The 24,642-nt window shown below is 73.6% G+C and carries 23 protein-coding genes and 1 pseudogene; 12 read left to right on the top strand and 12 right to left on the bottom strand.

Annotated features, from left to right (window positions below):
- Nucleotides 1-49 precede the first annotated feature (49 nt).
- Complete coding sequence (locus tag RNC47_RS32410; protein ID WP_311604006.1) at nucleotides 50-538, bottom strand: GNAT family N-acetyltransferase; 489 nt, start codon at nucleotides 536-538, stop codon at nucleotides 50-52.
- A 57-nt stretch (nucleotides 539-595) separates the two neighbouring features.
- Between RNC47_RS32410 and RNC47_RS32415 the strand changes: the two genes are divergently transcribed.
- Nucleotides 596-1,015, top strand: a complete 420-nt coding sequence (locus RNC47_RS32415) for a GNAT family N-acetyltransferase (RefSeq protein WP_311604008.1) — start codon at nucleotides 596-598, stop codon at nucleotides 1,013-1,015.
- Between the two features lie 11 nt (nucleotides 1,016-1,026).
- Here RNC47_RS32415 and RNC47_RS32420 read toward each other — a convergent pair whose 3' ends face one another.
- Complete coding sequence (locus RNC47_RS32420; protein ID WP_311604010.1) at nucleotides 1,027-2,442, bottom strand: S8 family peptidase; 1,416 nt, start codon at nucleotides 2,440-2,442, stop codon at nucleotides 1,027-1,029.
- 262 nt (nucleotides 2,443-2,704) lie between these two features.
- Between RNC47_RS32420 and RNC47_RS32425 the strand changes: the two genes are divergently transcribed.
- Nucleotides 2,705-3,514, top strand: coding sequence for an exodeoxyribonuclease III (locus tag RNC47_RS32425; RefSeq protein WP_311604012.1), 810 nt, complete (start codon nucleotides 2,705-2,707; stop codon nucleotides 3,512-3,514).
- Here the strand turns inward: RNC47_RS32425 and RNC47_RS32430 are convergent.
- The gene (locus RNC47_RS32430; protein ID WP_311604014.1) at nucleotides 3,498-4,187 is read right to left on the bottom strand and encodes an HAD family hydrolase; all 690 of its coding nucleotides are present in this window, start codon (nucleotides 4,185-4,187) and stop codon (nucleotides 3,498-3,500) included. The two genes, RNC47_RS32425 and RNC47_RS32430, sit on opposite strands and share 17 nt — an antisense overlap.
- Entirely contained in the window at nucleotides 4,184-6,226 is a 2,043-nt protein-coding gene (tkt, locus tag RNC47_RS32435; protein WP_311604016.1) for a transketolase, read from the bottom strand. The genes RNC47_RS32430 and tkt overlap by 4 nt, the downstream gene beginning before the upstream one ends.
- A gap of 233 nt (nucleotides 6,227-6,459) precedes the next feature.
- Between tkt and RNC47_RS32440 the strand changes: the two genes are divergently transcribed.
- The 5 genes from RNC47_RS32440 (at nucleotide 6,460) to RNC47_RS32460 (ending at nucleotide 10,604) form a co-directional block, all read left to right on the top strand.
- Entirely contained in the window at nucleotides 6,460-7,227 is a 768-nt protein-coding gene (locus tag RNC47_RS32440) for a GntR family transcriptional regulator (protein ID WP_311604018.1), read from the top strand.
- Between the two features lie 29 nt (nucleotides 7,228-7,256).
- Nucleotides 7,257-7,724, top strand: coding sequence for a PTS sugar transporter subunit IIA (locus tag RNC47_RS32445; protein ID WP_311604023.1), 468 nt, complete (start codon nucleotides 7,257-7,259; stop codon nucleotides 7,722-7,724).
- Nucleotides 7,721-8,002 (top strand): PTS sugar transporter subunit IIB, encoded by a 282-nt coding sequence (locus RNC47_RS32450; protein WP_311604025.1) that lies wholly within the window; start codon nucleotides 7,721-7,723, stop codon nucleotides 8,000-8,002. Before RNC47_RS32445 ends, RNC47_RS32450 begins: the two co-directional genes overlap by 4 nt.
- A 109-nt stretch (nucleotides 8,003-8,111) precedes the next feature.
- Complete coding sequence (locus RNC47_RS32455) at nucleotides 8,112-9,518, top strand: PTS ascorbate transporter subunit IIC (protein WP_311604027.1); 1,407 nt, start codon at nucleotides 8,112-8,114, stop codon at nucleotides 9,516-9,518.
- Between the two features lie 69 nt (nucleotides 9,519-9,587).
- Nucleotides 9,588-10,604 carry an NAD(P)H-dependent flavin oxidoreductase gene (locus tag RNC47_RS32460; RefSeq protein WP_311604029.1) on the top strand — a complete coding sequence of 339 codons (1,017 nt, stop codon included), beginning with the start codon at nucleotides 9,588-9,590 and terminating at the stop codon, nucleotides 10,602-10,604.
- Here the strand turns inward: RNC47_RS32460 and RNC47_RS32465 are convergent.
- On the bottom strand, nucleotides 10,579-12,339 hold the full coding sequence (locus RNC47_RS32465; protein ID WP_394814929.1) for a SpoIIE family protein phosphatase: 1,761 nt from the start codon (nucleotides 12,337-12,339) through the stop codon (nucleotides 10,579-10,581). The two genes, RNC47_RS32460 and RNC47_RS32465, sit on opposite strands and share 26 nt — an antisense overlap.
- Before the next feature lie 158 nt (nucleotides 12,340-12,497).
- Here RNC47_RS32465 and RNC47_RS32470 point away from each other — a divergent pair.
- A pseudogene (locus tag RNC47_RS32470) lies at nucleotides 12,498-12,629 on the top strand (NADP-dependent oxidoreductase); the annotation flags it as partial.
- A gap of 217 nt (nucleotides 12,630-12,846) precedes the next feature.
- Here the strand turns inward: RNC47_RS32470 and RNC47_RS32475 are convergent.
- From RNC47_RS32475 to RNC47_RS32500, 6 genes are all read right to left on the bottom strand, one after another.
- Complete coding sequence (locus tag RNC47_RS32475; RefSeq protein ID WP_311604031.1) at nucleotides 12,847-14,022, bottom strand: methyltransferase domain-containing protein; 1,176 nt, start codon at nucleotides 14,020-14,022, stop codon at nucleotides 12,847-12,849.
- Nucleotides 14,019-14,966, bottom strand: coding sequence for an ATP-grasp ribosomal peptide maturase (gene tgmB, locus RNC47_RS32480; RefSeq protein ID WP_311604033.1), 948 nt, complete (start codon nucleotides 14,964-14,966; stop codon nucleotides 14,019-14,021). The genes RNC47_RS32475 and tgmB overlap by 4 nt, the downstream gene beginning before the upstream one ends.
- Nucleotides 14,967-14,983: 17 nt before the next feature.
- Nucleotides 14,984-15,334: a putative ATP-grasp-modified RiPP gene (tgmA, locus tag RNC47_RS32485; protein ID WP_311604035.1), complete on the bottom strand. Its 351-nt coding sequence runs from the start codon at nucleotides 15,332-15,334 to the stop codon at nucleotides 14,984-14,986.
- Between the two features lie 272 nt (nucleotides 15,335-15,606).
- Nucleotides 15,607-16,578, bottom strand: coding sequence for an AraC-like ligand-binding domain-containing protein (locus tag RNC47_RS32490; protein WP_311604037.1), 972 nt, complete (start codon nucleotides 16,576-16,578; stop codon nucleotides 15,607-15,609).
- A 173-nt stretch (nucleotides 16,579-16,751) separates the two neighbouring features.
- A complete protein-coding gene (locus tag RNC47_RS32495; RefSeq protein ID WP_311604038.1) occupies nucleotides 16,752-17,330 on the bottom strand; it encodes an LOG family protein in 579 nt (192 codons plus the stop codon).
- Nucleotides 17,327-18,097, bottom strand: a complete 771-nt coding sequence (locus RNC47_RS32500; RefSeq protein ID WP_311604040.1) for an isopentenyl transferase family protein — start codon at nucleotides 18,095-18,097, stop codon at nucleotides 17,327-17,329. The genes RNC47_RS32495 and RNC47_RS32500 overlap by 4 nt, the downstream gene beginning before the upstream one ends.
- Nucleotides 18,098-18,307: 210 nt before the next feature.
- Here RNC47_RS32500 and RNC47_RS32505 point away from each other — a divergent pair, with 210 nt between their 5' ends.
- The 3 genes from RNC47_RS32505 (at nucleotide 18,308) to RNC47_RS32515 (ending at nucleotide 22,810) form a co-directional block, all read left to right on the top strand.
- Nucleotides 18,308-19,210: a transketolase family protein gene (locus tag RNC47_RS32505; RefSeq protein WP_311604042.1), complete on the top strand. Its 903-nt coding sequence runs from the start codon at nucleotides 18,308-18,310 to the stop codon at nucleotides 19,208-19,210.
- On the top strand, nucleotides 19,207-20,844 hold the full coding sequence (locus tag RNC47_RS32510) for a B12-binding domain-containing radical SAM protein (protein ID WP_311604044.1): 1,638 nt from the start codon (nucleotides 19,207-19,209) through the stop codon (nucleotides 20,842-20,844). The genes RNC47_RS32505 and RNC47_RS32510 overlap by 4 nt, the downstream gene beginning before the upstream one ends.
- A gap of 130 nt (nucleotides 20,845-20,974) precedes the next feature.
- Nucleotides 20,975-22,810 carry a hypothetical protein gene (locus tag RNC47_RS32515; RefSeq protein ID WP_311604046.1) on the top strand — a complete coding sequence of 612 codons (1,836 nt, stop codon included), beginning with the start codon at nucleotides 20,975-20,977 and terminating at the stop codon, nucleotides 22,808-22,810.
- On the opposite strand, the gene RNC47_RS32520 is transcribed toward RNC47_RS32515, so the two are convergent.
- Nucleotides 22,797-23,711, bottom strand: coding sequence for a CPBP family glutamic-type intramembrane protease (locus tag RNC47_RS32520; protein ID WP_311604048.1), 915 nt, complete (start codon nucleotides 23,709-23,711; stop codon nucleotides 22,797-22,799). The genes RNC47_RS32515 and RNC47_RS32520 overlap by 14 nt on opposite strands.
- A 142-nt stretch (nucleotides 23,712-23,853) precedes the next feature.
- Between RNC47_RS32520 and RNC47_RS32525 the strand changes: the two genes are divergently transcribed.
- Complete coding sequence (locus RNC47_RS32525) at nucleotides 23,854-24,375, top strand: hypothetical protein (protein ID WP_311604050.1); 522 nt, start codon at nucleotides 23,854-23,856, stop codon at nucleotides 24,373-24,375.
- Nucleotides 24,376-24,642 lie beyond the last annotated feature (267 nt).

A 24,642-nucleotide genomic window follows, 5' to 3' on the forward strand; every position in this document is an offset into this window, starting at 1 on the left:
CCCCGCAGGCGGGCAACGGGCGGGTGGGTGGGGGAAAACCCGGCAACCCCTACAGCGGCTTCGCGAAGCAGCGGCTGTTGTCCGAGGCCCGGTACAGGCCGAACTTCTCGGCGTCCGGCAGCAGCACATAGCCGGCGCTGCGGTAGAGCGCCATGGCCTCCGGCTGCGCCGTGCCCGTCTCCAGCACCATCCGCTTCCGCCCGGCCGCCCTGGCGTCCTCCTCCAGGCGGGCCAGGATGATCCGCGAGAGGCCGCGGCCCCGCGCCTCCCGGACGACGAACATCCGCTTGATCTCGGCGTCGCCGTCCGCGTACCCCTCCTCGCTGGCCGTGTCCTGGGAGCGCCAGCCGCCGGTGGCGATCGGCCGGCCGCTCTCGTCGTAGGCCACAAGGTAGAGGCCGCGCGGGGACACGAACATCTCGGGGTCGAGGGGGGTGATGTCCCCCTCGTCGCCGTACCGCTCCGCGTACTCCGCCTGCACCTCGTCGTTGAGCTTCACCGCGTCGGGGTGGTCGAAGCGCACGATGCGAATGTCCATGCAGGTCATAGTACGAATGCGTCCCGCGTGGCGCGGCTCACGTCCTACGATCCCCGCATGACGTCCCTCCACTACGCCTGGCGCGGCGAGCTGACCCACGACGAGGTGGAGGCCCTGCACGCCGAGGGCTTCGACCGCGAGCCCGTCCCCGCCCCCGCCGCCGACTGGCCGGGCCAGTTGCGCGGGCACAGCCTCGGCTGGGTCTGCGCGCGGCGCGCGACCGACGGCCGGCTCGTCGGCTTCGTCAACGTCGCCTGGGACGGCGGCGCCCACGCGTTCCTCCTGGACACGGTCGTCGCCGCCGACCACCGCCGGCTCGGCGTGGCGGCCCGGCTCGTGGCGCTCGCCGAGGCCGAGGCCAGGGCGGCCGGCTGCGAGTGGCTGCACGTCGACTTCGAGGAGCACCTGCGCCCCTTCTACCTCGACGCGTGCGGCTTCCGCCCGACCGCCGCCGGCCTCATCCCGCTCCGGGGCTGACCGGACAGGACCTACCCGAGGGAGGCCACGGCCGCGCCCGCGTCGGCGAGGCCGGCGCCGCAGTCGGCGCCGCAGCTGTCGATGGGCCTGGCGGTGGCGGTGATGGCGTCCAGGACCCCGGCCGGCGAGAGCGAGGGGGCCCGTTCCAGGAGCAGGGCGGCCAGCGCGGAGACGTGCGGGGTGGCCTGGCTGGTGCCCTGGAGGTACCAGTAGGACTCGTCGGCCGGGGCGGTGGCACCGGTGTTGTAGGTGGACAGGATGTTGTCGTCCAGGTTCGGACCGCCGCCGCCGGGCGCCGTGATCTCCACCGCGCTCCCGTGGTTGGAGAAGTAGGCGCGGTCCCCGGCGCGGTTGCTGGCCGCGACGGTGATCACGTCCTCGCAGTTGGCCGGCGCGTACAGCGAGGCGTCGTCGTCCGAGTTGCCGGCGGCGACGACGACGGTGGTGCCCTGCTCGACGGCGAAGTCGATCGCGTCCTGGTAGAGCGTGGTGCACGGGGACTTACCGCCCAGGCTCAGGTTGACGACCTGCGCCGGGGTCGGGTTGTCGGGGAGGTCGGGCACGGAGCCGCCGGCCGCCCAGATGATCGCCTCGGCGATGTCCGAGCTGTCGCCACCGCACAGTCCCAGGACGCGCACCGGCTGCACCGTGGCGCCGTACGCCGTGCTGGCGACGCCCTGGCCGTTGCCGGTCTCCGCGGCCACGGTGCCCTCGACGTGGGTGCCGTGCCAGGACGACGTCCTGGCGGGCGTGTCGGGGGCGCAGACGTTGGCGTCCGACCAGTCGCCCGGGTCGTGGTAGTCGCTGTCACGCCCGTCGCCGTCCCTGGCGCGGGTGGGGTCGGAGACGAAGTCGTAGCCGTCGACGACCTGGGCCTCCAGGTCGGAGTGGGTGACGTGGCCGGTGTCGATGACGGCGACGTTGACCCCCTCGCCGGTCGCGAGCTCCCACGCTGGCGGAACGTTCATGCCCGCCGGTTCCTCGTGCAGGTCCCACTGCAGCGGGTAGCCCGGGTCGTCCGGGTCTGCCATGGGCCCGGCCACCACGTCGGGTTCGGCGTACGCGACGTTCTCCTCGGCCGCGAGCCGCGCGGCGAGGTCGTCGAGCGGCCGGGCCGACGTGGCCGCGCCCTGGTCCACGCTCAGCAGCACGGCTCCGGTGGCCAGGCGGCGTTGGAACGTCAGGGGCTGCTCGTCGCCGGCCGCCATGGTCCGCACGGACTCCCTGACGGCCTCGTCCGAACTCGCCTCGGGCGATCCTGGCTCGTAGCCGACGACCAGGTTCCTGGGCTGCGACAGGCCGGTCGCCGCGCCGGCCGGCGGCTCGGCCGAGTGGGCCGCACCGCCCGGGACCAGCAGTCCTGGCACGGCCACGGCGACCAGCGCCGCGCTCAGCGCCATCGCTCGCACTCGTCGTGCAGGGTGCACGGGGTACCTCCTTGAGCGTCGTTGCTTTTCGGGGGTCGAGGCAGGGGACGGCCGGCGGTCGGCGGCCAAGTGGACTCGGAACAGGACAGGTTGGCGCGTCATCCGACCGGCCGACGCCCTACTCCCTGCTGTATGGCCCCCGGGAGGAGCCGAGAAGCGGAAACCCACCCCAAAGAGCGAAAAATAGGACGATGTCACCGGAACTCCCGGCCGGCGCCACCGCCGCCCCCTTCCCTATCGCGCGGTTTGTTACGGTCGTGCGGTGCAGCAGCTCACCGTGACCAGCGTGAACGTGAACGGCCTCCGCGCCGCGGCCAGGAAGGGCTACCTCCCCTGGCTCGCCGGCACCACGGCGGACGTCGTGTGTCTCCAGGAAGTGCGCGCCGAGGAGGCCCAGTTGCCGGCCGAGGTGGCCAGGCCGGCCGGCTGGCACGTGACCTACGCGCCGGCCGAGGCCAAGGGCAGGGCCGGCGTCGCGCTGCTGACCAGGCGGGAGCCGGACGCGGTGCGGATCGGCTTCGACTGCGCCGAGTTCAAGGCGTCGGGCCGCTACCTGGAGGCCGACCTGCCGGGGCTCACGGTGGCCAGCCTCTACCTGCCGTCGGGCGAGGTCGGCACCGAGCGGCAGGACGAGAAGGAGCGCTTCATGGCCGCGTTCCTCCCCTACCTCGTCGACCTGCGCGGGCGCGCCGCCGCCGAGGGCCGCGAGGTGCTGGTCTGCGGCGACTGGAACATCGCGCACCGCGAGGCCGACCTCCGCAACTGGCGCGCCAACCGGACCAACTCCGGCTTCCTGCCGGAGGAGCGCGCCTGGCTCGGCCGCGTCCTCGACCCGGCCGACGGCGGCTACACGGACGTGGTGCGCGCGCTCCACCCCGACCAGGAGGGCCCCTACTCGTGGTGGTCCTACCGCGGCCGGGCCTTCGACAACGACACCGGCTGGCGCATCGACTACCAGATCGCCACGCCGAGCCTGGCCGCCCGCGCCGTCAAGGCCCACGTGGAGCGGGCCGCCACCCACGCCGAACGCTGGAGCGACCACGCGCCGGTGACCGTCAGCTACGAGCGGTAGGACCGGTCCGGGGGCCGGCGATCAGCCGCAGGTCGGGGACCGTGCCGAGGGTGGCGTGGGCGAGCGCCTCGGCGGCCGTCGGCCCGCCGGTGTAGCCGATGACCGGCATCCCGGCGGCCAGGGCCGCGTCGACGCCGGCCGGGCTGTCCTCGACCACCAGGCAGCGGGCCGGCTTCACGCCCGACGTCCGGGCGGCGTGCAGGAACAGGTCGGGGGCCGGCTTGCCGCGCGGCACGTCGTCGGCGCTGAAGATCCGCCCCGCGAACCGCGGCAACAGGCCGCTGTGGCCGAGCGAGTGCCGGATCCTGGCGTGGCTCCCGCTGGACGCGACGCAGTACGGGAGGGCGCGGGCGTCGAGCGCGTCGAGCAGTTCGCCGACGCCCGGCATGGTGTGCGGCCTGGCGGCGAACGCGGCGCTGACCCGGTCCCGGTAGTCGGCCAGCCAGTCGGGTCCCACGGGGCGGGTGGCGTGCGCCCGCACCTGCTCGTACAGGTACGCCTCGGGGCGGCCGAGGAAGCGCCGCCGCACCTCGTCCGGGGTGAGCGGCCAGCCCACCTCGCCGGTCATCTCGGAGACCACGGCGGGCCCCAGGGTCTCGGTGTCCACCAGCACGCCGTCGCAGTCGAGGACGACGAGGTCGACGCCGGCCAGCGGCGAGCGTCCGTGCTTCATCGGGCGGCCGCCGAGGCGAGCGCGGCCAGCGCGGCGTCCACCACGGCCTCGACCGTCATGCCCTTGGCGGCCAGCGCGTCGGCGGCGGGGGCCGAGAGGCCGTAGTCGTCGATGGTCACCGTGGTGCCGTGCGCGCCGAGCAGGTCGTGCCAGCCGAAGGCGGTGGCGGCCTCCACCACCACCCGGGCGCGGACGGCCGGCGGCAGCACCGCGTCGCGGTATTCGGCGTCCTGGGCCAGGAACCAGTCCTTGCTCGGCACGGACACCACCCGGGCCGAGACGCCGCGCGCCGCCAGCGCCTCGCGGGCGGCCAGCGCCAGCGCGACCTCGCTGCCGCTGGCCAGCAGCAGCACCCCGTCGCCCTCGGCCACCACATAGGCGCCGCGGGCCACGCCCGCGCGGACGGCGTCGGCGGGCGTCGGCAGCACCGGCAGGCCCTGCCGGGCCAGCACCAGGCCGACCGGGCCCTCGTGGCCGAGGGCGGCGAGCCAGGCGGCGGCGGTCTCGGTGGCGTCGGCGGGGCGGACCACGGCGAGGCCCGGCATGGCGCGCAGCGACGCCAGGTGCTCGACGGGCTGGTGGGTGGGGCCGTCGGCGCCGAGCGCGACCGAGTCGTGGGACCAGACGTGGACGACGGGCAGCCGCATCAGCGCGGCGAGCCGCAGGGAGGGCCGCTGGTAGTCGCTGAACACCAGGAAGGTGCCGGCGAAGGGGGTGTCGTAGCCGACGAGGGCGATGCCGTTGAGGGCGGCGGCCATCGCGTGTTCCCGCACGCCCCAGTGGACGGTGCGGCCGGCCGGCTCCTCGGGGAGGAAGGAGCCGCCGCCCTTGATGGTGGTGCGGTTGGAGTCGCCCAGGTCGGCCGAGCCGCCCCACAGTCGGGGCAGCGCGGCGGCCAGCGCCTGGATGACGGCGCTCGACGCGTCGCGGGGCGCGACGGTCGCGCCGGGCTCGAACTCGGGGAGGGCGGCGGCGATCTCGGCGCGGGTGGGGCGGGCCACGGCGGCCTCCCGGGCGGCGGCCCGCTCGGGGTGGGCGGCGCGCCAGGCGTCGAGCGCCTCGTCCCAGGCGCGGTGCAGGGCGGCGCCGCGCTCGCGGGCGCGGCGGGTGTGGGCGCGCACCTCGGGCGGGACGGTGAACGGGGCGAGGGCCACGCCGAGTCGCCGCTTGGTGGCGGCGACCTCGTCGGCGCCGAGCGGGGCGCCGTGCGCGGCGGGGGTGTCGACGGCGTGCGGGGCGGGCCAGGCTATCCGCGACCTGAGGACGACGAGGGTGGGCCGGCCGCGTTCGGCGCGGGCCGCGGTGAGCGCGGCGTCCAGGGCGTCGGTGTCGACGTCGCCGTCCGCGGCGAGCCCGACGTGCCGCACGGCCCAGCCCTGGGCGGCGAAGCGGGCGGCGGTGTCCTCGCGGGTGGCGAGGTCCGTGGAGCCCTCGATCTGGATCCGGTTGTCGTCCCAGACGACGACGAGGTTGTCGAGCCGGTGGCGGCCGGCGAGGGCGCCGGCCTCGTAGGAGACGCCCTCCTGGAGGTCGCCGTCGGAGGCCAGCACCCACACGGTGCGGTCGGTGGCCTCGGGGGCGGCGCCGGCGAGGCGGGCGGCGTCCCGCCGGAGCGCCATGGCCATGCCGACGGCGGTGGCGACGCCCTGGCCCAGCGGCCCGGTGGTCATCTCCACGCCCACGGTGTGCCGGTACTCGGGGTGTCCCGGGGTGCGGGAGTCGAGGCGGCGGAAGCGGCGCAGCTCGTCGAGGTCCAGGTCGTAGCCGGTGAGGTGGAGTTGGGTGTACAGCAGGATGCTGGCGTGGCCGCAGGAGAGCACGAAGCGGTCGCGGCCCTCCCAGTCGGGGTCGGCTGGGTCGTGCCGCAGGTGGCGCTGGAACAGCAGGTGGGCGACCGGCGCCAGGGCCATCGCCGTGCCGGGGTGCCCGGAGCCGGCGGCCTCCACGGCGTCCATGGCCAGGGCGCGGGCCACCGCGACGGCCTGACGGTCCGTCGGGCCCAGTGCGGGTTCGGTCATGGCGGGGATCACTGCGGTCACGGCGGGCTCCTCTGCGAGCGGGCGAGATCGAGATGGCGTCAACCTCGCCGACAGGTCATGTCGTCATGATGACTCGCCTCAACGTAACGCATCCCCGCCGGCCGCCACCATCGCCCCATTTATCCCTTTTATTCGGGGTTGGTTGCGGTGATCTGCCCCGTTCCGGAAGCTCTCACCGAGCAGTACGGTTACCTGGAAGCGACCTATTGACGTCGTTCGGGTTTCTAGTCATCATGACGTCTCGACGACACGTACTCAGCGAGGAGGCGGCGATGGCCGAGCACAAGTACGCCCAGGTGCGCGACCATCTGCTGCGCCGGGTCAGCGGGCTGCCGGTCGGCGGTCAGCTGCCGCCGGAGTCGGTGCTCTGCGAGGAGTACGCGGTGAGCCGCATCACCCTGCGGCGGGCCGTGGACGAGCTGGTCAACGACGGGCACCTGATCCGTCAGCACGGCAAGGGCACCTTCGTCACCCGCCCCCGCTACGCGCTCAAGCACCGCGAGCGGTTCGTCAGCGAGGTCACCGGCTTCTTCACGCAGATGACCCGCCAGGGCCACACCGTCACCTCGGAGGTCCTGGTGCAGAAGCCGATGCGGGCCGGCGCCCGGCTCGCGGCGGCGCTCGACGTCTCGCCGGCCACCTCCGTCATCCGCCTGGAGCGGCTGCGCCGGGTCAACGGCCGGATCCACCACCTCGCCGAGTCGTTCGTGGAGGAGGAGCGCTTCCCCGACGTGCTGACGTCGGACTTCACCGCCACGTCCCTGTACGCCTACCTGCGGGCGCACCACGACGTGGTGCTCACCCGGAACGAGATCGTCGTCGGCCTGCACGAGTGCGACGGGCGGGAGGCCGGCCTGCTCGACGTGCCGGCCGGTTCGGCGCTGCTGCTGGCGACCTCCCGGGTCTTCGACCTCAACCGGCGGCCCGTGATCCACGGGACGTCCAAGTTCCTGCCCGAGAGCGCCGAGCTGTCGTTCGACATCATCGCCGACGCCGAGTAGCACGGCCCCGCACCACCAGAGAGACCGCAATGACCAGCACCAAGCTCAGCGACCTGCTCGCCGAGGAGAAGATACGTTTCTCCGCCGACCGTCTCGGCTGGCGCGAGGCGGTGACCCAGGTCGCCGCGCCGCTGCTGGAGGCCGGGGACATCACCCCCGACTACGTGGCCGCCATGATCGAGTCCATCGAGGCCGGCGGCACCTACATCGACCTCGGCTTCGGCATCGCCCTGGCCCACGCCCGCCCCGAGCGGGGCGCGGTCCGCACCGCCATCTCGATGCTGCGCCTCGAGGAGCCGGCGCCGCTGCTCGACCAGCCCGAGCACGCCGTGGACCTCTACTTCTGCTTCGCCGCGGTGGACGCGCACGCGCACACGCTGGCGATGGCCTCCCTGGCCCGCATGTTGTCGGACACCGAGACCCGTGAGGCGCTGCGCGCCGCCCGGTCGGCCGCCGACGTCACCAAGCTCATCAGCGAATTCGAGGAGACGAGATGAAATTCCTGGCGATGTGCAGCACCGGCCTCGGCAGCAGCTTCATGGTCCACATGAACATCGACGAGGTCCTGGCCGAGCTCGGCATCAGCGGCGTCGAGGTCGACCACTCCGACATCGGCTCCGCCAGCCCGGCGAGCGCCGACGTGTTCTTCGTGGCCAAGGACCTGGAGGACGCGGCCGCCGGCCTGGGCGACGTGGTGGTGCTGAACAGCATCATCGACCGCGAGGAGCTGCGTGAGGCCGTGAAGGCCGCGGCCGTCCGCAAGGGCCTGCTCTGACCTCCTGACCCCCCGCCCCCTTTACCAAGCAAGGAACGTCTGTCCGCTGCCGACGTCACCTGCATCGCGACCCAGAACCACCAGTCGTGCCGTGGAAAGGCGTTGACCAGTGAACAGCTTTCTCAACACCCTCGTGGACATATTCCGCGAGCCCTCCGTCATCATCGGCCTGATCGCCCTGCTCGGCCTGGTCCTCCAGCGCAAGTCGTTCTCCGACACCCTCAAGGGCACGGTCAAGGCCTTCGTCGGCTTCCTGGTGCTGGCCGCCGGCGCCGGCGTGGTCTCCGGGGCGCTGACCCCGTTCGGCGACATGTTCCAGCACGCCTTCGACGTGCAGGGCGTGGTGCCCAACAACGAGGCGATCGTCGGGACGGTCCTCACCGACTTCGGCACCCAGGCCGCGTTGATCTTCTTCTTCGGCATGGTGGTGAACGTGCTGCTGGCGCGCTTCACGCAGCTGAAGTACATCTACATGTCCGGCCATGTGGCGCTCTACCTGGCGGCCATGATCGCCGTGATCCTGATGGCCAACGGCTTCGAGTCCTGGCAGGCCGTGCTGTGGGGCTCGCTGGCGCAGGGCATCGTCACCACCGTCTCGCCGGCGCTGGTGCAGCCGTGGATGCGGCGGGTCACCAAGCAGGAGAACGTGGCGCTCGGTCACACCGGCGGCTTCGGCATCGCCACCAGCGGCCTGGTCGCCAAGCTCGCCAAGGGCGACCCGAAGCGGTCGACGGAGGACCTGAAGATCCCCTCGGGCCTCGGCTTCCTGCGGGACACCACGGTGGTCATCGCCGTCTCCATGGGCGTCATCTACCTGCTGGTCACGCTGATCGCCGGCCCCGGCTACGTGGAGAGCGAGCTGAGCGGCGGGCAGTGGTTCCTGATCTGGGCGATCATGCAGGCCGGCATGTTCGCGGCCGGCGTGACCGTCATCCTGGCCGGTGTCCGGATGGTGCTCGCCGAGATCATCCCCGCCTTCAAGGGCATCTCGCAGAAGCTGGTCCCCAACGCCAAGCCGGCCCTGGACGTCCCGATCGTCTTCACCTTCGCGCCCAATGCCGTGCTCGTCGGCTTCCTGGCCAGCTTCGCCGCCGGCCTGATCGGCATGGGCGTGCTGGCGGCCGTCGGCGGCACGATCATCATCCCAGGCATCGTGGCCCACTTCATGACCGGCGGCGCCTCCGGCGTCATCGGCAACGCGGTCGGCGGCCGGCGCGGCGCGGTGCTCGGCGCCGCGGCCAACGGCCTGCTGATCACCTTCCTGCCGCTGCTGGTCCTGCCCCGCCTCGGCGACGTGGGCCTGGCCAACTCCACCTTCTCGGACGCCGACTTCGGGGTCTCCGGTTTCCTGGTCGGCAACGCCGCGAACTGGGGCCAGGCCGCGGTCATCGTGCTGGTCCTCGCCTCGCTGGTCGGCCTGTTCGTCGGCAGCGCCATCGCCTCCCGCCGCCAGGCGGCGCGCGCCGCGCTCGCGGCGGACGCCGCGCCCGAGCAGGAGCCGCAGCCGGCCTCCTGAGCCGCGCCGCCACGACCCGGGCCCGTACGGTGAGAACCGTACGGGCCCGCCGTCCGCTGGAGGACACCGATGTTCGACCCCCGCGACCTCCGACTCCCCGTCGTCCAGGCCCCGTTGGCCGGCGGCCCGGGCACGCCCGAGCTGGCCGCCGCGGTCGCCGAGGCCGGCGGGCTCGGCTTCCTCGCCGCCGGCTACCGGACCGCGGACGGGCTCGGCGAGCAGATCCGCGCGACCAGGGCCCGCACCACCGGGCCCTTCGGCGTCAACGTCTTCGTCCCCCGCCCCGTCCCCGACCCGGCCGGCGCCGAGCGCTACCGCGCCGAACTGGCGGCCGAGGCCGAGCGGTACGGCGTCGCGCTGCCCGAGCCAGACCCGGCGGACACCGACGACTGGGACGCCAAGCTGCGGCTGCTCATCGAGGACCCGGTCCCGGTGGTCTCCTTCACCTTCGGCCCGCCGCCGGCCCGGGTGGTCTCGGCGCTGCGGGCGGCCGGCAGCTGGGTGGTCGCGACCGTCACCACCCAGGACGAGGCCCGCGAGGCGACGGCGCTCGGCGTGCACGCGCTGTGCGTGCAGGGCCCGGAGGCCGGCGGCCACCGCGGCACGTTCGACCCGGCGGCCGACCCGGACCCCACCCCGCTGGCGGCGCTGCTCCCCGCGGTCCGCGCCGTCACCGGGCTGCCGCTGCTCGCCGCCGGCGGCCTGACCACCGGCCGCGACGTGGCGGCGGCCCTGGCCGCCGGCGCGGTGGCGGCCCAGGCGGGCACCGCCTACCTCCGCTCCCCGGAGGCCGGCACCTCGCCGCCCTACCGGGCGGCCCTGGCCGACCCGGCGTTCGACGCCACGGTCGTGACCCGCGCGTTCACCGGCCGCCCGGCGCGCGGGCTGCGCAACCGGTTCATCGACGCGCACGACGCCACCGCGCCGGCCGCGTACCCGCTGCTCCACCAGCTGACCAGGCCGCTGCGCGCGGCGGCCGCGGCGGCCGGCGACCCGCACGCGCTGAGCCTGTGGGCCGGCACCGGCCACCGCCACGCGACGGCCGAACCGGCCGCGGAGATCACCCGCCGGCTGGCCGCCGGGTGACGCTCTCGCTGGGGCCGTGCCGGTACGGGACGCGGACCGCGAGAACGGCGACGTCGTCGTCGTTGCCCGGCGCCCGCGCACGGTTGAGCAGCTTGTCGGTGAACGGCTCCAGGGGCCGGTGGGCCAGGGCCGCGGCCTCCCGCCTGAGCCGGTAGAGGCCCTCGTCGATCGAGCGGCTCGGCGACTCGACGAGACCGTCCGTGTAGAACAGCAGGGTGGATCCGGGCGGCAGCGTCATCGTCGCGTCGGAGCGGGCCTGGGCGGGTTCGACGCCCAGCAGCACGCCGTGACCGCCGGTGAGGTACTGGACGATGCCGTCGTGGGTGACCAGCAGGGGCGGCGGGTGGCCCGCGTTGGTCCAGGACAGTGCGTAGCGCCCCCCGTCCGTGAGTTCGAGACGGGCGAAGATCATGGTGGCCATGGAGACCTCGGCGATGTGTGAGGCCGCCTCGTCGAGCTGCTCGACGATCTTGCTGGGGGGCCTCTGCCGACCCCACGCGTAGGCGCGGAGCATGTTACGCAGCTGCGCCATGCCCGCCGCGGCGTCGAGGTCGTGCCCGACGACGTCCCCGATGACCAGGGCCGTGGCGCCGTCGGCCAGCGCGAAGGCGTCGTACCAGTCGCCGCCCACCTGCGAGGCGTCGCTCGCGGGCGCGTACCGGACGGTCATCTCCAGGCTGGGCACGTACGGCATCTGGGGCAGCAGGTGGCGCTGCATGGTCTCCGCCACCCTGCGCTGCCCCTGGTAGAGACGGGCGTTCTCCACGGCGATGCCGGCGCGGCGTGAGATGTCCTCCAGCAGCGCGATGTCGGCCGCCGTGAACCGCGCGGGCTGCTCGGAGCGGCCCAGGGTCAGGGCCCCCATGACCTCGCGCGGGCCGCGGATCGGCGCGATGATGGCCGAGTGCATGCCGGTCTCCTCGAAGAGACGGCGTTGTTCGACGGCGATGCCCGAGTCCGGGGGGCCCTGGTAGGTCTCGGGGCCGGTCACCGCGGAGGCGGCCCCGCGCAGCGCCCTGGACAGCGGCATGGGGGACTCCTCCGGCACCGGCGGCATCGCCCCCTCCAGATCCTCCCGTCTGACCACCTCGTCGTCCTCCACGTGCGCGACGGCGAAGCGCCACACCTCGTCCCGCTCGGTGATCAGGTCGACGACGGCCCAGTCCGCGAGCCGGGGCAGCACGAGGTCGACGAGCCGCTCCAGGGTCTCGTTGACCTCCAGCCGGGCGGCGGCCAGCACGGTCGTCGCCTCGGCCAGCAACGCCAGCCGTTCCAGCTCCGTGATCGGCGCCCCGGCACCCCACAGCCGGGAGGCGGGCTGACCAGCGCTCTCGGGGTGGTAGAGCACCAGCGTGGCCTGTCGGGCGTCGCCCAGCTCGCACAGGGTGGCCAGCCAGGAGACCCGCAGCAGGGAACCGTCGCCGCGTTCGACCCACTCCCCGGTCGTCTGCTCCGTTCTCCCGGCGAGGATGGCCTTGCGCAACCTGCACTGGGTGCGCGGCAGCGTCCCGCCCTGGCGGTCGCGGTGCAGCAGGTCGTGCGCGTCCTGCCCGACCAGTTCCGCCGCGGGTCGGGCCAGCAGGCGCTCCGCCCAGCTGTTGACGGCCACGATGCGGCCCTCGCCGTCCAGCAGGTGGGCGCCGGTGCCCAGGGCGTCCAGATCCAGCGTGAACCCGCCCGGGGCCTCGCCCGCGGACCGCCCGCCTGACGTGCCCGCCGCCTCGGCGTCCTCCACTTGCCGTCTCCTCGTGCCGGGACCACCTCTCCGCGCCCGAGTGCCCGCGCCGGGGCCGGCGACACCGGGTTCAGGCGGCCGATCCGGCGCGCTCCCGCCGCCCGGCGGCCTCGCGGCCCGGCGGGACGGTGGCCCGCAGCTCGCGGACCAGGGCACGCACGGCGGCCGCCCGGTTCGCTCGGCTGCTGGGCGTGGGACGGCTCGTCGGCAGCGCCGGCTCGGCGGCGAAGGTCGCCCACCTCACGCGCGAGGTGGGCTACGACGCCGCCTTCGACTACCACGACGGGCCGGCGACCGGTGGTGAACGTGAACCAGCGGCCAGCAGTGTCCACAGCGTCTCGCCGGCGGCGACTCCGCTCACGCACCGTGACCATGCGCCGAGCCCGGCGTCCGACGCAGGCGTCGGTACCGCCTCGCCCGTCACCCGCCACCCGGTGGACCCCCGCCGGTCCATCACCAGCCGACGCTTGGAGAGACCAAGCAACTCCCGGTGCTCCCCAGGCGGGGTCACAGGGTCCACTGGAAGACCTGACCATCGGGCGCGCGAAAGCCGATGACCTGTTTCCCGGGGGTGGCGGTGATGGTGAACCACTCGCGGCGCGGCCGGTTCAACCTCAGCCACTCGCCGTGGGCGTTCTCGATCTCCGCCCACAGGTCACGCGGCCCGGAGGTGACGACCGTCGCCCCGGGGCCCGGTCGACGATCCTCGACCCGGGCGACCGAACCGTCCGCGGCGTCGAAAAGAGTCGTCAGATGTGTCCCGGCCACGCTCTCGTACGTTCGAACCGTACTGGCGCTCATGTGGAGTTGCGCGAAGAAGGAGAACGTCCAGTTGTCCAGAACGCCGCCGGACAGTCCGGAGTCACGGCGCACGCCGTTCTCACCGGGGGGAATCTCGACGCCGGGTCGCGGACCGGACGACAGCGGCATGAACGCGGCCGGGGTGTGCATGATGTTTCCCGCCGCCGAGCCGTCCGGGAGCTTGGTCAGGCGCGCGATCATGCCGCCGGCCAACGTGCCCTTGATCGGCACGACCAGGATTCCGTTCGGCGCGCACTGCTCGAACCAGGACGCGGGAATCCGCCGCACCGAACACGTGGCGATGATCCGATCGAACGGAGCACGCTCGGGCGCGCCTTCCGCTCCGTCCGCCGCCAGTACCCGCGGCTGGAGCCCCAGACTCGCGAGCCGCCTCCGGGCGAGGGACGCGAGTCGATCCGAGTCGTCCACGGTCGTGACGTTCTCGGCCCCCGCCAACCAGCACAACAGCGCCGCGTTGTAGCCGCTCCCCGTGCCGACCTCTAGCACCCGGGACCCCTTGCTCACGTCCAGGGCGTCCAGCATGTCCGCCATCAGGCTCGGGGCGGTTGACGAAGACGTGGGAACGCCCGTCATCTCCCGTGCCTCGGCGTCCTCGACATGTACGCCGTCCAACTCGGTGATGAGCGAGTCGTCCCCGTAGACGGCCGCGGTCCAGGCGTCACGATCGTCGTCCGTGGGCCGCCACGGACGGAATGTCTCCCCGTCCCTGCGGAAGAAGGCCGGAACGAAGGTGTGGCGCGGAACGTTCAGGAACGCCTCGATCAGGCTGCCCGAGAGAACGACGCCGCTGCGCTCCAACTGCCGCGCCAGCCGGATGCGCGCCTCGAAGAAGCGCCGACTCTCCTCCGCCGAGGTCGTCATGACGCCCCTTCCAGGTAGTCGACGATCGCGGACGTGATCGGCAGACCTGTCGCCACCTCGACGAACCCGTACTGGCCGGACGGGTTGACCTCGAGGAAGACCCACTTCCCCTCCGGCGTCACGACGAAGTCGAACGCGCCATAGGGCAGGCCCAGCCTTTCGAGCATCCGGCGCACCCCTGTCACCACGGCGGCCGGCGGATCACAGACCCGATACGTGTGGCTGCCGTAGTCGCTGCGCCAGTCGATCCGGCCCCTGTCCGAGCCCGCGTGGATCTCCGCTGCGAAGACCCGTTCTCCCACCGCGGTCAGCCGGACCTCGAACGCCTTCGGAACCCACTCCTGGAAGAGGTGTGCCGTCGTCGCGATGTCGGGGTGGGGGAGGTCCGTGGGATCGACCAGGCTCGTGTAGACCGCGGCCGTACGCCCGTCGACGTGGCCACGGACGGGATGGAACGGCTTGTACACCAGCCGGCCTCTGACACTGTCGGCGAACTCCCCGGCCGCCTCGGGGTCGTTCGTGATCAGGGTGTGCGGCACGTCGAGCCCGGAGTCGAGCGCGACCCGGAGTTGCAGGGGCTTCTGCTCGGCGTCAGCGGCCTTTCCCGGCGGAGACAGCCACGGGCAGGGGAGCGCGGCCAACAGGCCACCGAAGCCCAGGCGGGCCTCCCGCTCAGCCACCTTCCGTGCCTCCGGCGACATGCCGTGCCCCATCTGCGGACGTTGTGGACGACGGTAGTAGACGGAGCGGACCGCCTCCAAGCACAACGTGCGGTGCTCACTCGTGAGGGTGCCACGCCAACCATCACCGGTGAGACGGGCGGCCAGGGTCAGCCTCACCGGGAAGTGCGCCACGTCGGCCCGGAAGACCGGCACCGCGCGCCGGTTCAACTCCTCCACCGCCAGGTCCGCCGTGGGATCGAAGCGGCTGGCCAGCACGAGCACGGTCCCGGCGTCCGGCATCAGTCGTCACTCGGACCGGGGTCGTCCCTGGCGTCCGTCTGCTCCGGCGTCGTATCGGTCGCCTCGGTCGTGAAGTACGTCATGGGCGGGTTCTTCGTCATGAAGACCCCGGGTGGAAGGTCGTCGTAGGTGCCGGTCTGCGTCGCCTCGTCGTACCGGATGTCGGCGGGCAGGACTCCACCGGTGCTGGTCACCGGTGTCAGGAACCTGAAGGCGAACGGCGCGGGCCCACCGGGGGAGTTCAGGTCCGGCACGGCCACGGCGGTGTCAGGCTCCAACGGAAACCGGGACTCCGGCCGGTACAGGTCGGAGTCAGCCGCCCCTTCCTGTCGGAGCAGCGGAACAGGCATGTTTTCCCCTCTCTGCCTCTCTGCCTTGTCGGTGGAGGCGCACTGGACCTGACCTGGCCATCCCCCAAGCCGTCTCAGATCATTCGAATCCCCGCCGATATCCGCCTTATGACGACATCGGCGCGGCCGACAGGACGTAGCGCGTCACACCGTCGGCAATGAATCAGAAGGCAGGACTCACCCGCGTTCAGATGTGCGAGCGCGCGGCCGGCCTCCGCGTCATCCGCCAGCCAGGCGCGCACCGGCCGCGCCGCGCGAAGGCGCGGTCGGCGTCAGGCGCGCGTCGCGTCGGCGCGGTAGGAGCGTGGGGAGACACCGTACGCGTCGCGGAACTGGCGGGAGAACTTGGACGGGTCCGGGATTCCCCAGCGGGCGGCGATGTCGCTGACCTTCTCGTGGCAGCGGCCGGGATTTCGTAGGTCCTCGGCGCAGCGTTGGATTCGTTGGGCGCGGATCTCCTGACTGACGGTTCCCTCCTGTTCCTCGAATAGGCGGTGGAGTTGGCGGACCGAGATATGGAAGGTCTGTGCGATCAGCGTGGGATCGAGGGCGGGGTTGGCGATATTGCGGAGGATGAACTGCCGGACCGCGGCGACCGTCTCCGCGTTGCGGCGGACGACCGATAACCCGGCCGCCTCGTCGAGCGCTTCGCGCACGACCGCGGAGAGCAGCCCGATCACGGCCCAGTTGACGCTCGCCAGCGACTCCTCGCCGAAGACCGTGAGGTCGATGGCGAGGGAGCGGAGCAGGCCGGCCAGGGCGCTGGTCACGCCGGGGGCCGGGTCGAGCCTGCGGGGGGCGAGCAGGGCGGCGACGTCCGGTGGGAGCGGCAGCGCGGACTTGGGGATCCGCACGACGATGACGCGCCCGCGGCCCGTGACGTGCAGGCGGTAGGCGCGGTCCGTGTCGTAGAGACCCATCTCGCCGGGCCGGAGCTGGACGGCCCGGCCGTTCTGTTCGATGCCGACGTCGCCCTGGATGACGTACTGCAGCTTCCACCCGTGGCGCCCGTGCCCGTCGGCGTGTCGCCGGTCGGGGCCGAGCTCGGCGGGGGCCGTCCGCACGTCGGCCAGGTAGCCGCCGTCGACGCGCCGGAGTGAGAAGGAGCCTCTTTCGGTGCCGAGCGGCCGGAACCACATGGGTCCGAAGGTGTCCCGCAGGGTCAGGGTCCACTCGTCGGCGTCGTCCCCCTGGAAAAAGGTGAAAGGACTCTTGCCCGGTGCAATAATCCGCGTGTGACCCATGCTCGCTCCTTAAGGCGCAGAATTCCCCCGCGCACCTTGCCGAGTTGGCGATGACCGCCGGTCAAACGTGTTGATTATGCTGCGGAAGAGATTCAAGAGCCCATTAATGACGAGCAAAGATTCCTGCCGGATCGGCGGATCGGCGGCGGCCTCCCGCCGGTGGGCGGCCGGGGTCAGCGGCCGGTGGATGCGACGGCGCGGCGCAGGGCCGGGACGACCTCGTCGGCATGCTGGCAGACGATGAGCCGCGCGACGTCGCGTGGGGCGACGAAGCCCTCCAGGACGGCGTGGTCGAGGAAGGCCCGCAGCGGCCGGTAGAAGCCGTCGACGTCCAGCAGGACGCACGGCTTGTCGTGCAGCCGGAGTTGGGACCAGGTCAGGGCCTCGAAGAACTCCTCGGCGGTGCCGAGGCCGCCGGGCAGGGTGACGAAGGCGTCGCCGAGCTGGGCCATCAGCGCCTTGCGGGCGTGCATGTCGGGGACGACATGGAGGTCGGTCAGTCCTGCGTGGGCGATCTCGTACGGCAGCATGGCGCGCGGGATCACCCCGGTGACGGTGCCGCCGGCGTGGAGCGCGGCGTCGGCGACGGTGCCCATCAGGCCGACGGCCGCCCCGCCGTAGACCAGGTCGAGACCGGACTCGGCGATGGCCAGGCCGAGTTGCTCGGCGGCGCGGGCGTAGCCGTCACCGCAGCCGGGCGACGCGCCGCAGAAGACGGTGACGGCGCGCAGCCGGGCGGGCGGGGCCGTCAAGCGGCGTGCCCGGTCAGCGCCTCGCCGGCGTGGGAGGCGAACAGTTCGGCGAAGGCCCGTTCCTGGTCGGCGCCGTGCTCGGCGTGGCGCTCGCCGATCAGGGCGGCCAACTCGTCCACGACGCGCGGCGGATGCTCGTCGAGCCGGCCGGTGGCCGGGTCGGCGGGATCGAGTCCGTACTTGGCGCACCATTCGAGCGCGGCCTCCAGGCCGTTGACCGAGGCCGCGAACCAGCGGTGCGCCGGCTCCCGCCACAGGGCGGCGAGTTCGTCGAGCAGGCCGGGGTACGGCGGCTCGGGGCGCAGCATGCCGTGGGCGCGGGCGGTCAGCGCCGCCAGGTAACGGCCGGGGGCCGCCGGCCTGGTCAGGGTCGTCACGGTCAGCCGCCAGGGCAGCTCGGGCAGTTGGTGCTCGGCGAGGTGGACGAGGAGCGAGATCGAACCGCCCTCCACCACCACCGGGCGGCCGGGCCGCGCGACCCGCCGCACCGTGTCGACCAGGGTGGCGGCGGCCTCGGCGGCCGGGAGGTCGCCGTCGGCCACGGTGCGGTCACCGAGCCACGCGCGCCGCACGCCGGGCTCGTCGGCGCCGGCGCGGGCGCTGGTGGTGGCCAGGTCGGTGAAGCACTGGATGCGGTCGGCCACCACCACGGGCGCGCCCGCACGCCGGGCGAGCGCGGAGGCGGCGGCGCTCTTGCCGACTCCGGTGGGTCCGGCGATCAGGTGGACGGTCAACGGGCCGTCGTCGGTGTCGGTGGTCTCGTGCACGGCGACTCCTCCCCCGCGAGCGAACAGAAACGCTCACGAACGAGCAGATCGTGGCAGAGGAGCGGTGGTCGGTTCTTGCGATCCAGCGCACGGTTTCTGGTGAACCGGCGCCATCCCGCGCCGGCCGGCGTCGCGACCGCGAAGCGGCGGACTAGCGTCCCGGAGGGCCGGTCGACCCGACCGGCCGAGGAACGCGGAGGAGGGCACACGATGACCACCACCGTCGATCAACCAACCGCGACGACAGGGGAGTTCGAGGAGCCAGGGCCCGGTCTCGCGGGCATGGCGCTCGCCTGCGCCGAGGCCGCGGCCCGGGCGCTCGACGACCACCCGGGCACCGTCCTCGTGTCGGCGGACCACACGCCGCCCCCGCTCGCCGCCGCGGCCGCCCGCCACCCGGAGCGTGTCGTGGCCGCCGGCGCGCGAGGGCGGTCACCGCTCTGCGTCGCCCACGGCCTGGCGGTCGCCGGGCTGCGGCCCATCGTGTACGCGACACGGTCCCCCCTCGGCTGGTGGCCCCCCGGGCGGTCGGCCCCGCTCGGCCGCCCGGGGCCGACGGCCGCCGTGCTGGTGGCGCCCGCCGCGCCCGAGGACGTCGCGCTGCTCGACGCGCTCGGCGGCTGGACGATCCACCTCCCCGGGCACCCGGAGGAGGCCCGCGAGCTGCTGGCGGCCGCGCTGCGCGCCGACCACCCCGCCTACCTGGGCCTGACCGGAAGCCCCAACACCCACCCGCACCCCGTCGGCGGCTTCCACGTGGCGCGGCGCGGCCGGCGCGGCGTGGTGCTGGCGGTCGGCCCGGCCCTCGACCCGGTGCTGCGCGCGACCGCCGGCCTCGACGTCACCGCGCTGCACGCCGCGACCGTCCGCCCCTTCGACGAGATCACCCTGCGCACCGCCGTGCTCGCCGCCGACCACCCCGACGTCGTGCTCGTCGACCCCTGCCTGCCGGGCGCCTCGGCGCACCACGTCGCGCGCACGCTCCTCCACGTGCCGCACCGGCTGCTCACCCTGGGCCCCGACCCGGACGACGAGCACCAACCCGCCGACACCATACGGCGTTTCCTGCGCCACGCCCCGTCCACCACACCGCAGCGAGGGGCGCGTCCGTGAACGTACTGCTCGTCTCGGGCCTCGGCCCCGAGTTCCCCAACACCTCGCTGATCGCGGGCTCCTCCTTCGAGGAACTCCTCTCCCCGGCCGAAGGACGGCGCGGCCCGTTCGACCTGGCCGCGCTGCGCGCCCGCGTCGACGGCCGCGAACTGGCGCTGCTGCGCCGCCGGAAGGCCGCCGACCGGATCCGCGCCGTCCCCTCCGTCCGGCTCCAACACACCGAGCGCGACGACGAGTCGGCCACCGCCCCGCACCTCACCACCTTCACCGTCAGCGCCATCCTCCAGGCCGCCGGCGTCGACCACGAGCACCACCCGACCGAGGCCATCTGGGACGGCCGACGCCCGGACCCGGCGGGCTCCTTCGACGTGGTGCTGCTGTCCACCACCTTCATCTGGGACCTGGCCACCATGGCCAGGGCGATCGGCTGGGTCGAGGACCGCTACCCGGAGGCGACGCTCGTCCTCGGCGGCCAGTACAGCAACCTCAAGTTCCAACAGATCCTCGCCGCCCACCCGTTCGTCCGCTTCGTGGTGCGCGGCGACGCCGAGGTGGCGCTGCCCCGGCTGCTCGACGCGCTGCGCCACGGCCGCTCCCCCGCCGACATCCCCAACCTGGTGTGGCGGGACGCCGACACCGGGCGGATCAGGCTGACCGAGGTGCGGTACGCCGACCTGGAGGCGCTGCCCTCCCCCGCCCCGGCCGGCCGGTACCCGGTGATCCCCTACGAGTCGATGCGCGGCTGCCCGTTCAGCTGCACGTACTGCTCCTTCCCGGCCGCTTCGCCCACGTGGCGCTACAAGTCGGCGGAGAAGATCGCCGGCGACTTCGCGCGCTACCGCGACGAGCACGGCGCGCAGTACGTCAAGGCGCTGGACTCCACGTTCACCGTGCCGCCCACCCGGCTGCGCGTCCTGCTGCCGCTGCTGGCCGACACCAGGGTGGCGTGGGAGGCGTATACCCGCGCCAACTCCCTGAAGGACCGGGCGATCGTGGACGCCCTGGAGGAGGCCCACTGCCGGGCGCTGGCCATCGGCTTCGAGTCGATGAACGACACCACCCTCGGCCACATGCGCAAACAGGTGAAGGCGCAGGCGAACCGGACGGCGTTCGAACTGCTCTCGGGGAGCTCGATCCACCACTGGATCTCGTTCATCGTCGGCTACCCGGGCGAGACCCCCGAACTCTTCCAGGACACCCGGGACTTCCTGGTGAACGAGTACCGGGGCCACTTCGCGCTCTACGTCTTCATGCTCAACGACGAGACGATGCCGGTGTGGCAGGACGCCGAACGGTTCGACCTCCGCGTCCTCGACCCGGACGGCGACGCGCGGGAGTGGTCGCACACCGGCATGGACAGCGCCACCGCCCGGCGGCTCCAGGTGGAGACGCTGCGCGCGGTGCGGTGGCGGAACGACCACGCCATGCAGCGGACCTGGCAGCACGAGTACGAACTGCCGCTGCTGCCGGGCCGTCCCACCGCCGAGAACGCAGTCGTGGAGAAGCTGGTGGACCGCCTCGGGATGGCGAGCGCCGACTTCCCCGACCCGGGCGAGGCGGCCGACCGGCGAGCCGGGCTGCTCGGCGAGCTGGCCACGCACGGCGTGACCACCGCGCCGGCCGAGGCCGCGTAGCCGCCCTCGGCCGGGGCCGTGTTTCTCCCCCTGCACGACTCTTGTCCTGTCATAAGGACGAAACCTAGAGTGCCGCAAGCGCTTTCCAGCGCCGTTTTCGTGGGACTCCAGCAAGGGTGGTGGACCGGCCATGAGCATGGATCGCCGGCGTTTCGTCATGGGTACGGCCGTGGGTACGGCGGCCGTGGGAGCCGTCTCGGGGGTCGGGCCGGCGTTCGCCGCCGCGCCGGCCGCCGCCGGCACCGGTGCCGCCGGGGAGCAACGCGCCCCCGAGGACGGCGCGTTCCTCGACCTGATCACCGCCGAGGGCGACCGCCTGGTGCCGGACGTCCTGGCGAGCTACCGGGCCAACCTGGTCACCATCAACGCGCGCGGCACGGCCCGGGCCATCCGCCGGCTCGCCGCCGCCTGGGTCTGGGAGCGCTCCGCCCACCACCACGACGAGACGCTGGTCGCCCCGATGGCCGAGATGGCCGAGGCGCTCGCCGACTACCAGCACGACGACGGCCTGTTCGACCAGGGCAACCTGCACTCGCCGCCCGACACCGCGTTCTCCATCGGCGACCTGTGCATCGTGCTCAGCCTGTTGGGCGAGGACGACGACGCGCGCACCGCCGGCGTGCGGGAGACCGTGGGCCGGATCGTACGCGCCGCCGGGCCCGCGATGGCCGAGGGCGGCGTGCACACCCCCAACCACCGGTGGAAGATCTGCGGGGTGCTGGCCCAGGTCAACGCCCTCTTCCCGGACCGCCGTTACCCCCGCCGGATCGACCAGTGGCTGGCCGAGGGCATCGACCAGTACCCGGGCGGCCAGTACAGCGAGCGCAGCGCCACCTACGCCTCCGTGGTCACCGGCTACTCGCTGCTGACCGTGGCGCGGCTGGCCGACCGTCCCGAGCTCTACGAGAACGTGCGCCGCAACCTGCGCGTCACCCGCTTCCTGCTGGAGCCCAACGGCGAGGTGGTCACGGTCCACTCGCGGCGCCAGGACCAGACCAGGCAGCGGTCGATCGTCGACTACTGGCTGCTCTACCGCGAGCTGGCCATCCACGACCGCGACCCCGAACTCGCGGCCGTGGCACGGGACATCGAGCGCCGCATCGTCGAACTCCCGGGCGGCGAGGACCCGACGGGCGACGCCCTGGCCCGCGTCCTGCACCACCGCGAACTCGCCGGGCGGCTGCCGGGGTCCGGGCTGCCGCCCACCCGCTACGAGCACCACGACACCGACACCGCGCTGTTCAGGTCCCGGCGCGGCACCCGCACCTTCACGCTCTTCGGCGGCACCGACTTCGCCGAGATCCCCACGTTCGCCTCCGGGCTCTCCACCAACCCCACCTTCCTCGCCTTCCGCAGGGGCGCGGCCATCCTGGACTCGGTGCGGCTCGCCCCGCAGTTCTTCTCGCTGGGCCACTTCCGCAGCGAGGGCCTGGAGCGGGCCTCGGGCGGCGGCTGGCGGCTGCACTCCCGGGTGCGCGCCGCCTACCACCTGCCGCTGCCGCCCCAACACCGTCGCGAGGACGGCGACTACGCGCTCACCGACGACCCGCGCTTCTGGTCGGCGATGGACTTCCCGCACCGCCCCAAGACCTATCTGACGCTGCGCACCGAGGTGGTGGTGCGGGAGTCGGGCGACGGCCTCGACGTGTCGTTCCAGGTGGACGAGTCGGAGGTGCCGCTGGCCATCGAGCTGGCGTTCCGGCCCGGCGGCGAACTCTCGGGATCCGGCCTCACGGCGGTCCAGGGACAGGCGGACACCCACCAGTTGGTGTCGGGCGAGGCGAGCTACACGGTGGGCGACGACCGCATCACCTTCGGCCCGGGCAACGGTTCAGGCCCCGGCCAGCCGCCGGTGGTCGACCCCGGCGAGCGCTACACCTGGCTCGGCGGCAACCTCACCCCGACCGGCCCCCGCGTACTGATCACCGGCCGGACGCCGTTCCGCTACCGGCTCACCCTGCGGTGAGCCGCGCGACCCCGCGGCGGCGGCGCGTGTGCCGCCGCCGCAGGGCGGCGAACACGGCCGTGGCGACGAGCAGATAGGCCGGGACGAGGAGCACCGCGTCCGGGGACTCCTCGACGGCGAACCAGCCGGCGCGCCGGTCCTCGCCCTCCAGGGCGATCCGGTTGACGGTGAGGAACGTGAGGTGGGTGCCGATCGCCGTCCACAGCGGCGCGGGGGTGCCGGCCGTCCTGGCGGCGACCAGCGCCAGGCCGAAGAAGGTCAGCAACACCAGGTAGTCCACGGGGCGTTGGCCGCCGGGCGCCAGCCCGACCGGGTCCGGGTCCCGCCCGACCAGCCGGGCGGTGAGGGCCCCGACCACCGTGGAAGCGCCCGGCACCAGCAGGAAGATCGCGACGGTGCCGAGCGCGGCGGCCCGCCCGCCGAGCCGCCCGCGCAGCGTGGCCCAGGCGTGGCCGCGCAGCGTCAACTCCTCGGGCAGCGCCTCCAACAGCATCGCGACCAGCGCGTTGCTCGCGAGAAAGCCGACGAGCACGGCCGGCTCGGGCCGCGACCAGCTGAGCATCCCGGCCGCCGTGCCGGCGCCGAGCACGAGCGCGGCGGCCGCCCCCGTCACGGCGACGCCGACGAGGAACGACCGCGCCCAGGCGGCGCCGTCGCCGCCGAGCCCGAGCCAGGCGGCCCGCCGGCCGGCACGGCGTGCCGCCCACCGCACGGGCGGCACGGCCAGGGCGCTGACCAGCACGGCCGGCACCAGCCGCGCCGGCAGCCCGCCGTCGAACCCGGCGGCGTCGGCGAGCGCGGCGCCCAGCTCGGTGCCGGCGCCGAGCGCCACGGCCATGACGAGGCCGCCGGCGGCGGCCACGCCGAGGACGCGGACGAGGGCTAGTGCGGGGGCTGACATGAGGGCTCCGGATCGCTCGGGGACTCCTCAGCCTCGGGCACTCGCCGCACGCGAACCGTCGTCGTCGATGACGAAAAGCCGGTACACCGTTCGATGTAGGGCAGACTCTCCGGCAGGGACACGACGAGAGTCGGGGGTTGAGATGACGGACGGGTCGGGGGAGTCGGTCCGGCTGGGCCGGCTGGTGGCCGAACATCCGGTGGTGGGGCCGCCGAACCGCGGGTTCACGAGGGCCGCGCTGGCCGTGGGCCTGCTCGGCGTGGTGGTCGGCGTGCCGCTGCTGGTCCTCGGCTTCAGCGGGGACGGCGGCTCGCGGAGCAACTTCGTGGTGGGGCTGCCGCTCGGCATCGGCCTCGCCGGGCTGCTGCTGGCCCGGATCGGCGCGGACGGCGCCCGCCGGGCGCGCGACGGCGAGGTGTTCGTGCTGCACGAGGGCGGCCTGGTGCACCGGCGCGGCTCGACGACCACGGTGGTGCCGTGGTCCGACATCGCACGGGTGCGCGACACCGGCCGCGCCGGCCTGCTCTTCGCCCGCCACACCGGCCGCGACGTCGACTGCCGCATCCGACTGCGGGACGGCCGACGGCTGCGCGTCACCGGCTTCACGAGCCAGGCCGCGACACTCAGCGAGGCGATCCACACGGCGACAGCCGCCCGCCCCTAGCCGGGCCGGGCCGACGCGCGCACCCACCGGACGGCGACCCCGGCGGCTACGCCGCGGCCGCCGGGCCGGGCGTTGGCCGGGTCACCGCGTGACCACCTGCGGCATCGCGGCGGGCTCGCCGCGTCCGCGCCAGGGACCCACTAGGTCCTGTCCGGGCGATCTTCGAGGATCAGCCCGCGGCGTCAGATGCGGTGCATCGCAAGGCGCCGGATCGCAGCTCATACTTGGCCGTATTCGCGCGATTCGGTAACGCAGCGAGGTGCCGTA

The organism is Streptomyces millisiae, from assembly GCF_031845425.1.
GTDB lineage: Bacteria > Actinomycetota > Actinomycetes > Streptomycetales > Streptomycetaceae > Streptomyces > Streptomyces millisiae.

What these genes read in the sequence shown, in the direction of transcription:
- RNC47_RS32410 (WP_311604006.1), bottom strand. Translation starts at nt 538, where the DNA reads ATGGACATTCGCATCGTGCGCTTCGACCACCCCGACGCGGTGAAGCTC.
- RNC47_RS32415 (WP_311604008.1), top strand. Translation starts at nt 596, where the DNA reads ATGACGTCCCTCCACTACGCCTGGCGCGGCGAGCTGACCCACGACGAG.
- RNC47_RS32430 (WP_311604014.1), bottom strand. Translation starts at nt 4,187, where the DNA reads ATGAAGCACGGACGCTCGCCGCTGGCCGGCGTCGACCTCGTCGTCCTC.
- RNC47_RS32440 (WP_311604018.1), top strand. Translation starts at nt 6,460, where the DNA reads ATGACGTCTCGACGACACGTACTCAGCGAGGAGGCGGCGATGGCCGAG.
- RNC47_RS32445 (WP_311604023.1), top strand. Translation starts at nt 7,257, where the DNA reads ATGACCAGCACCAAGCTCAGCGACCTGCTCGCCGAGGAGAAGATACGT.
- RNC47_RS32450 (WP_311604025.1), top strand. Translation starts at nt 7,721, where the DNA reads ATGAAATTCCTGGCGATGTGCAGCACCGGCCTCGGCAGCAGCTTCATG.
- RNC47_RS32460 (WP_311604029.1), top strand. Translation starts at nt 9,588, where the DNA reads ATGTTCGACCCCCGCGACCTCCGACTCCCCGTCGTCCAGGCCCCGTTG.
- RNC47_RS32475 (WP_311604031.1), bottom strand. Translation starts at nt 14,022, where the DNA reads ATGACGACCTCGGCGGAGGAGAGTCGGCGCTTCTTCGAGGCGCGCATC.
- tgmA (WP_311604035.1), bottom strand. Translation starts at nt 15,334, where the DNA reads ATGCCTGTTCCGCTGCTCCGACAGGAAGGGGCGGCTGACTCCGACCTG.
- RNC47_RS32490 (WP_311604037.1), bottom strand. Translation starts at nt 16,578, where the DNA reads ATGGGTCACACGCGGATTATTGCACCGGGCAAGAGTCCTTTCACCTTT.
- RNC47_RS32505 (WP_311604042.1), top strand. Translation starts at nt 18,308, where the DNA reads ATGACCACCACCGTCGATCAACCAACCGCGACGACAGGGGAGTTCGAG.
- RNC47_RS32515 (WP_311604046.1), top strand. Translation starts at nt 20,975, where the DNA reads ATGAGCATGGATCGCCGGCGTTTCGTCATGGGTACGGCCGTGGGTACG.
- RNC47_RS32520 (WP_311604048.1), bottom strand. Translation starts at nt 23,711, where the DNA reads ATGTCAGCCCCCGCACTAGCCCTCGTCCGCGTCCTCGGCGTGGCCGCC.
- RNC47_RS32525 (WP_311604050.1), top strand. Translation starts at nt 23,854, where the DNA reads ATGACGGACGGGTCGGGGGAGTCGGTCCGGCTGGGCCGGCTGGTGGCC.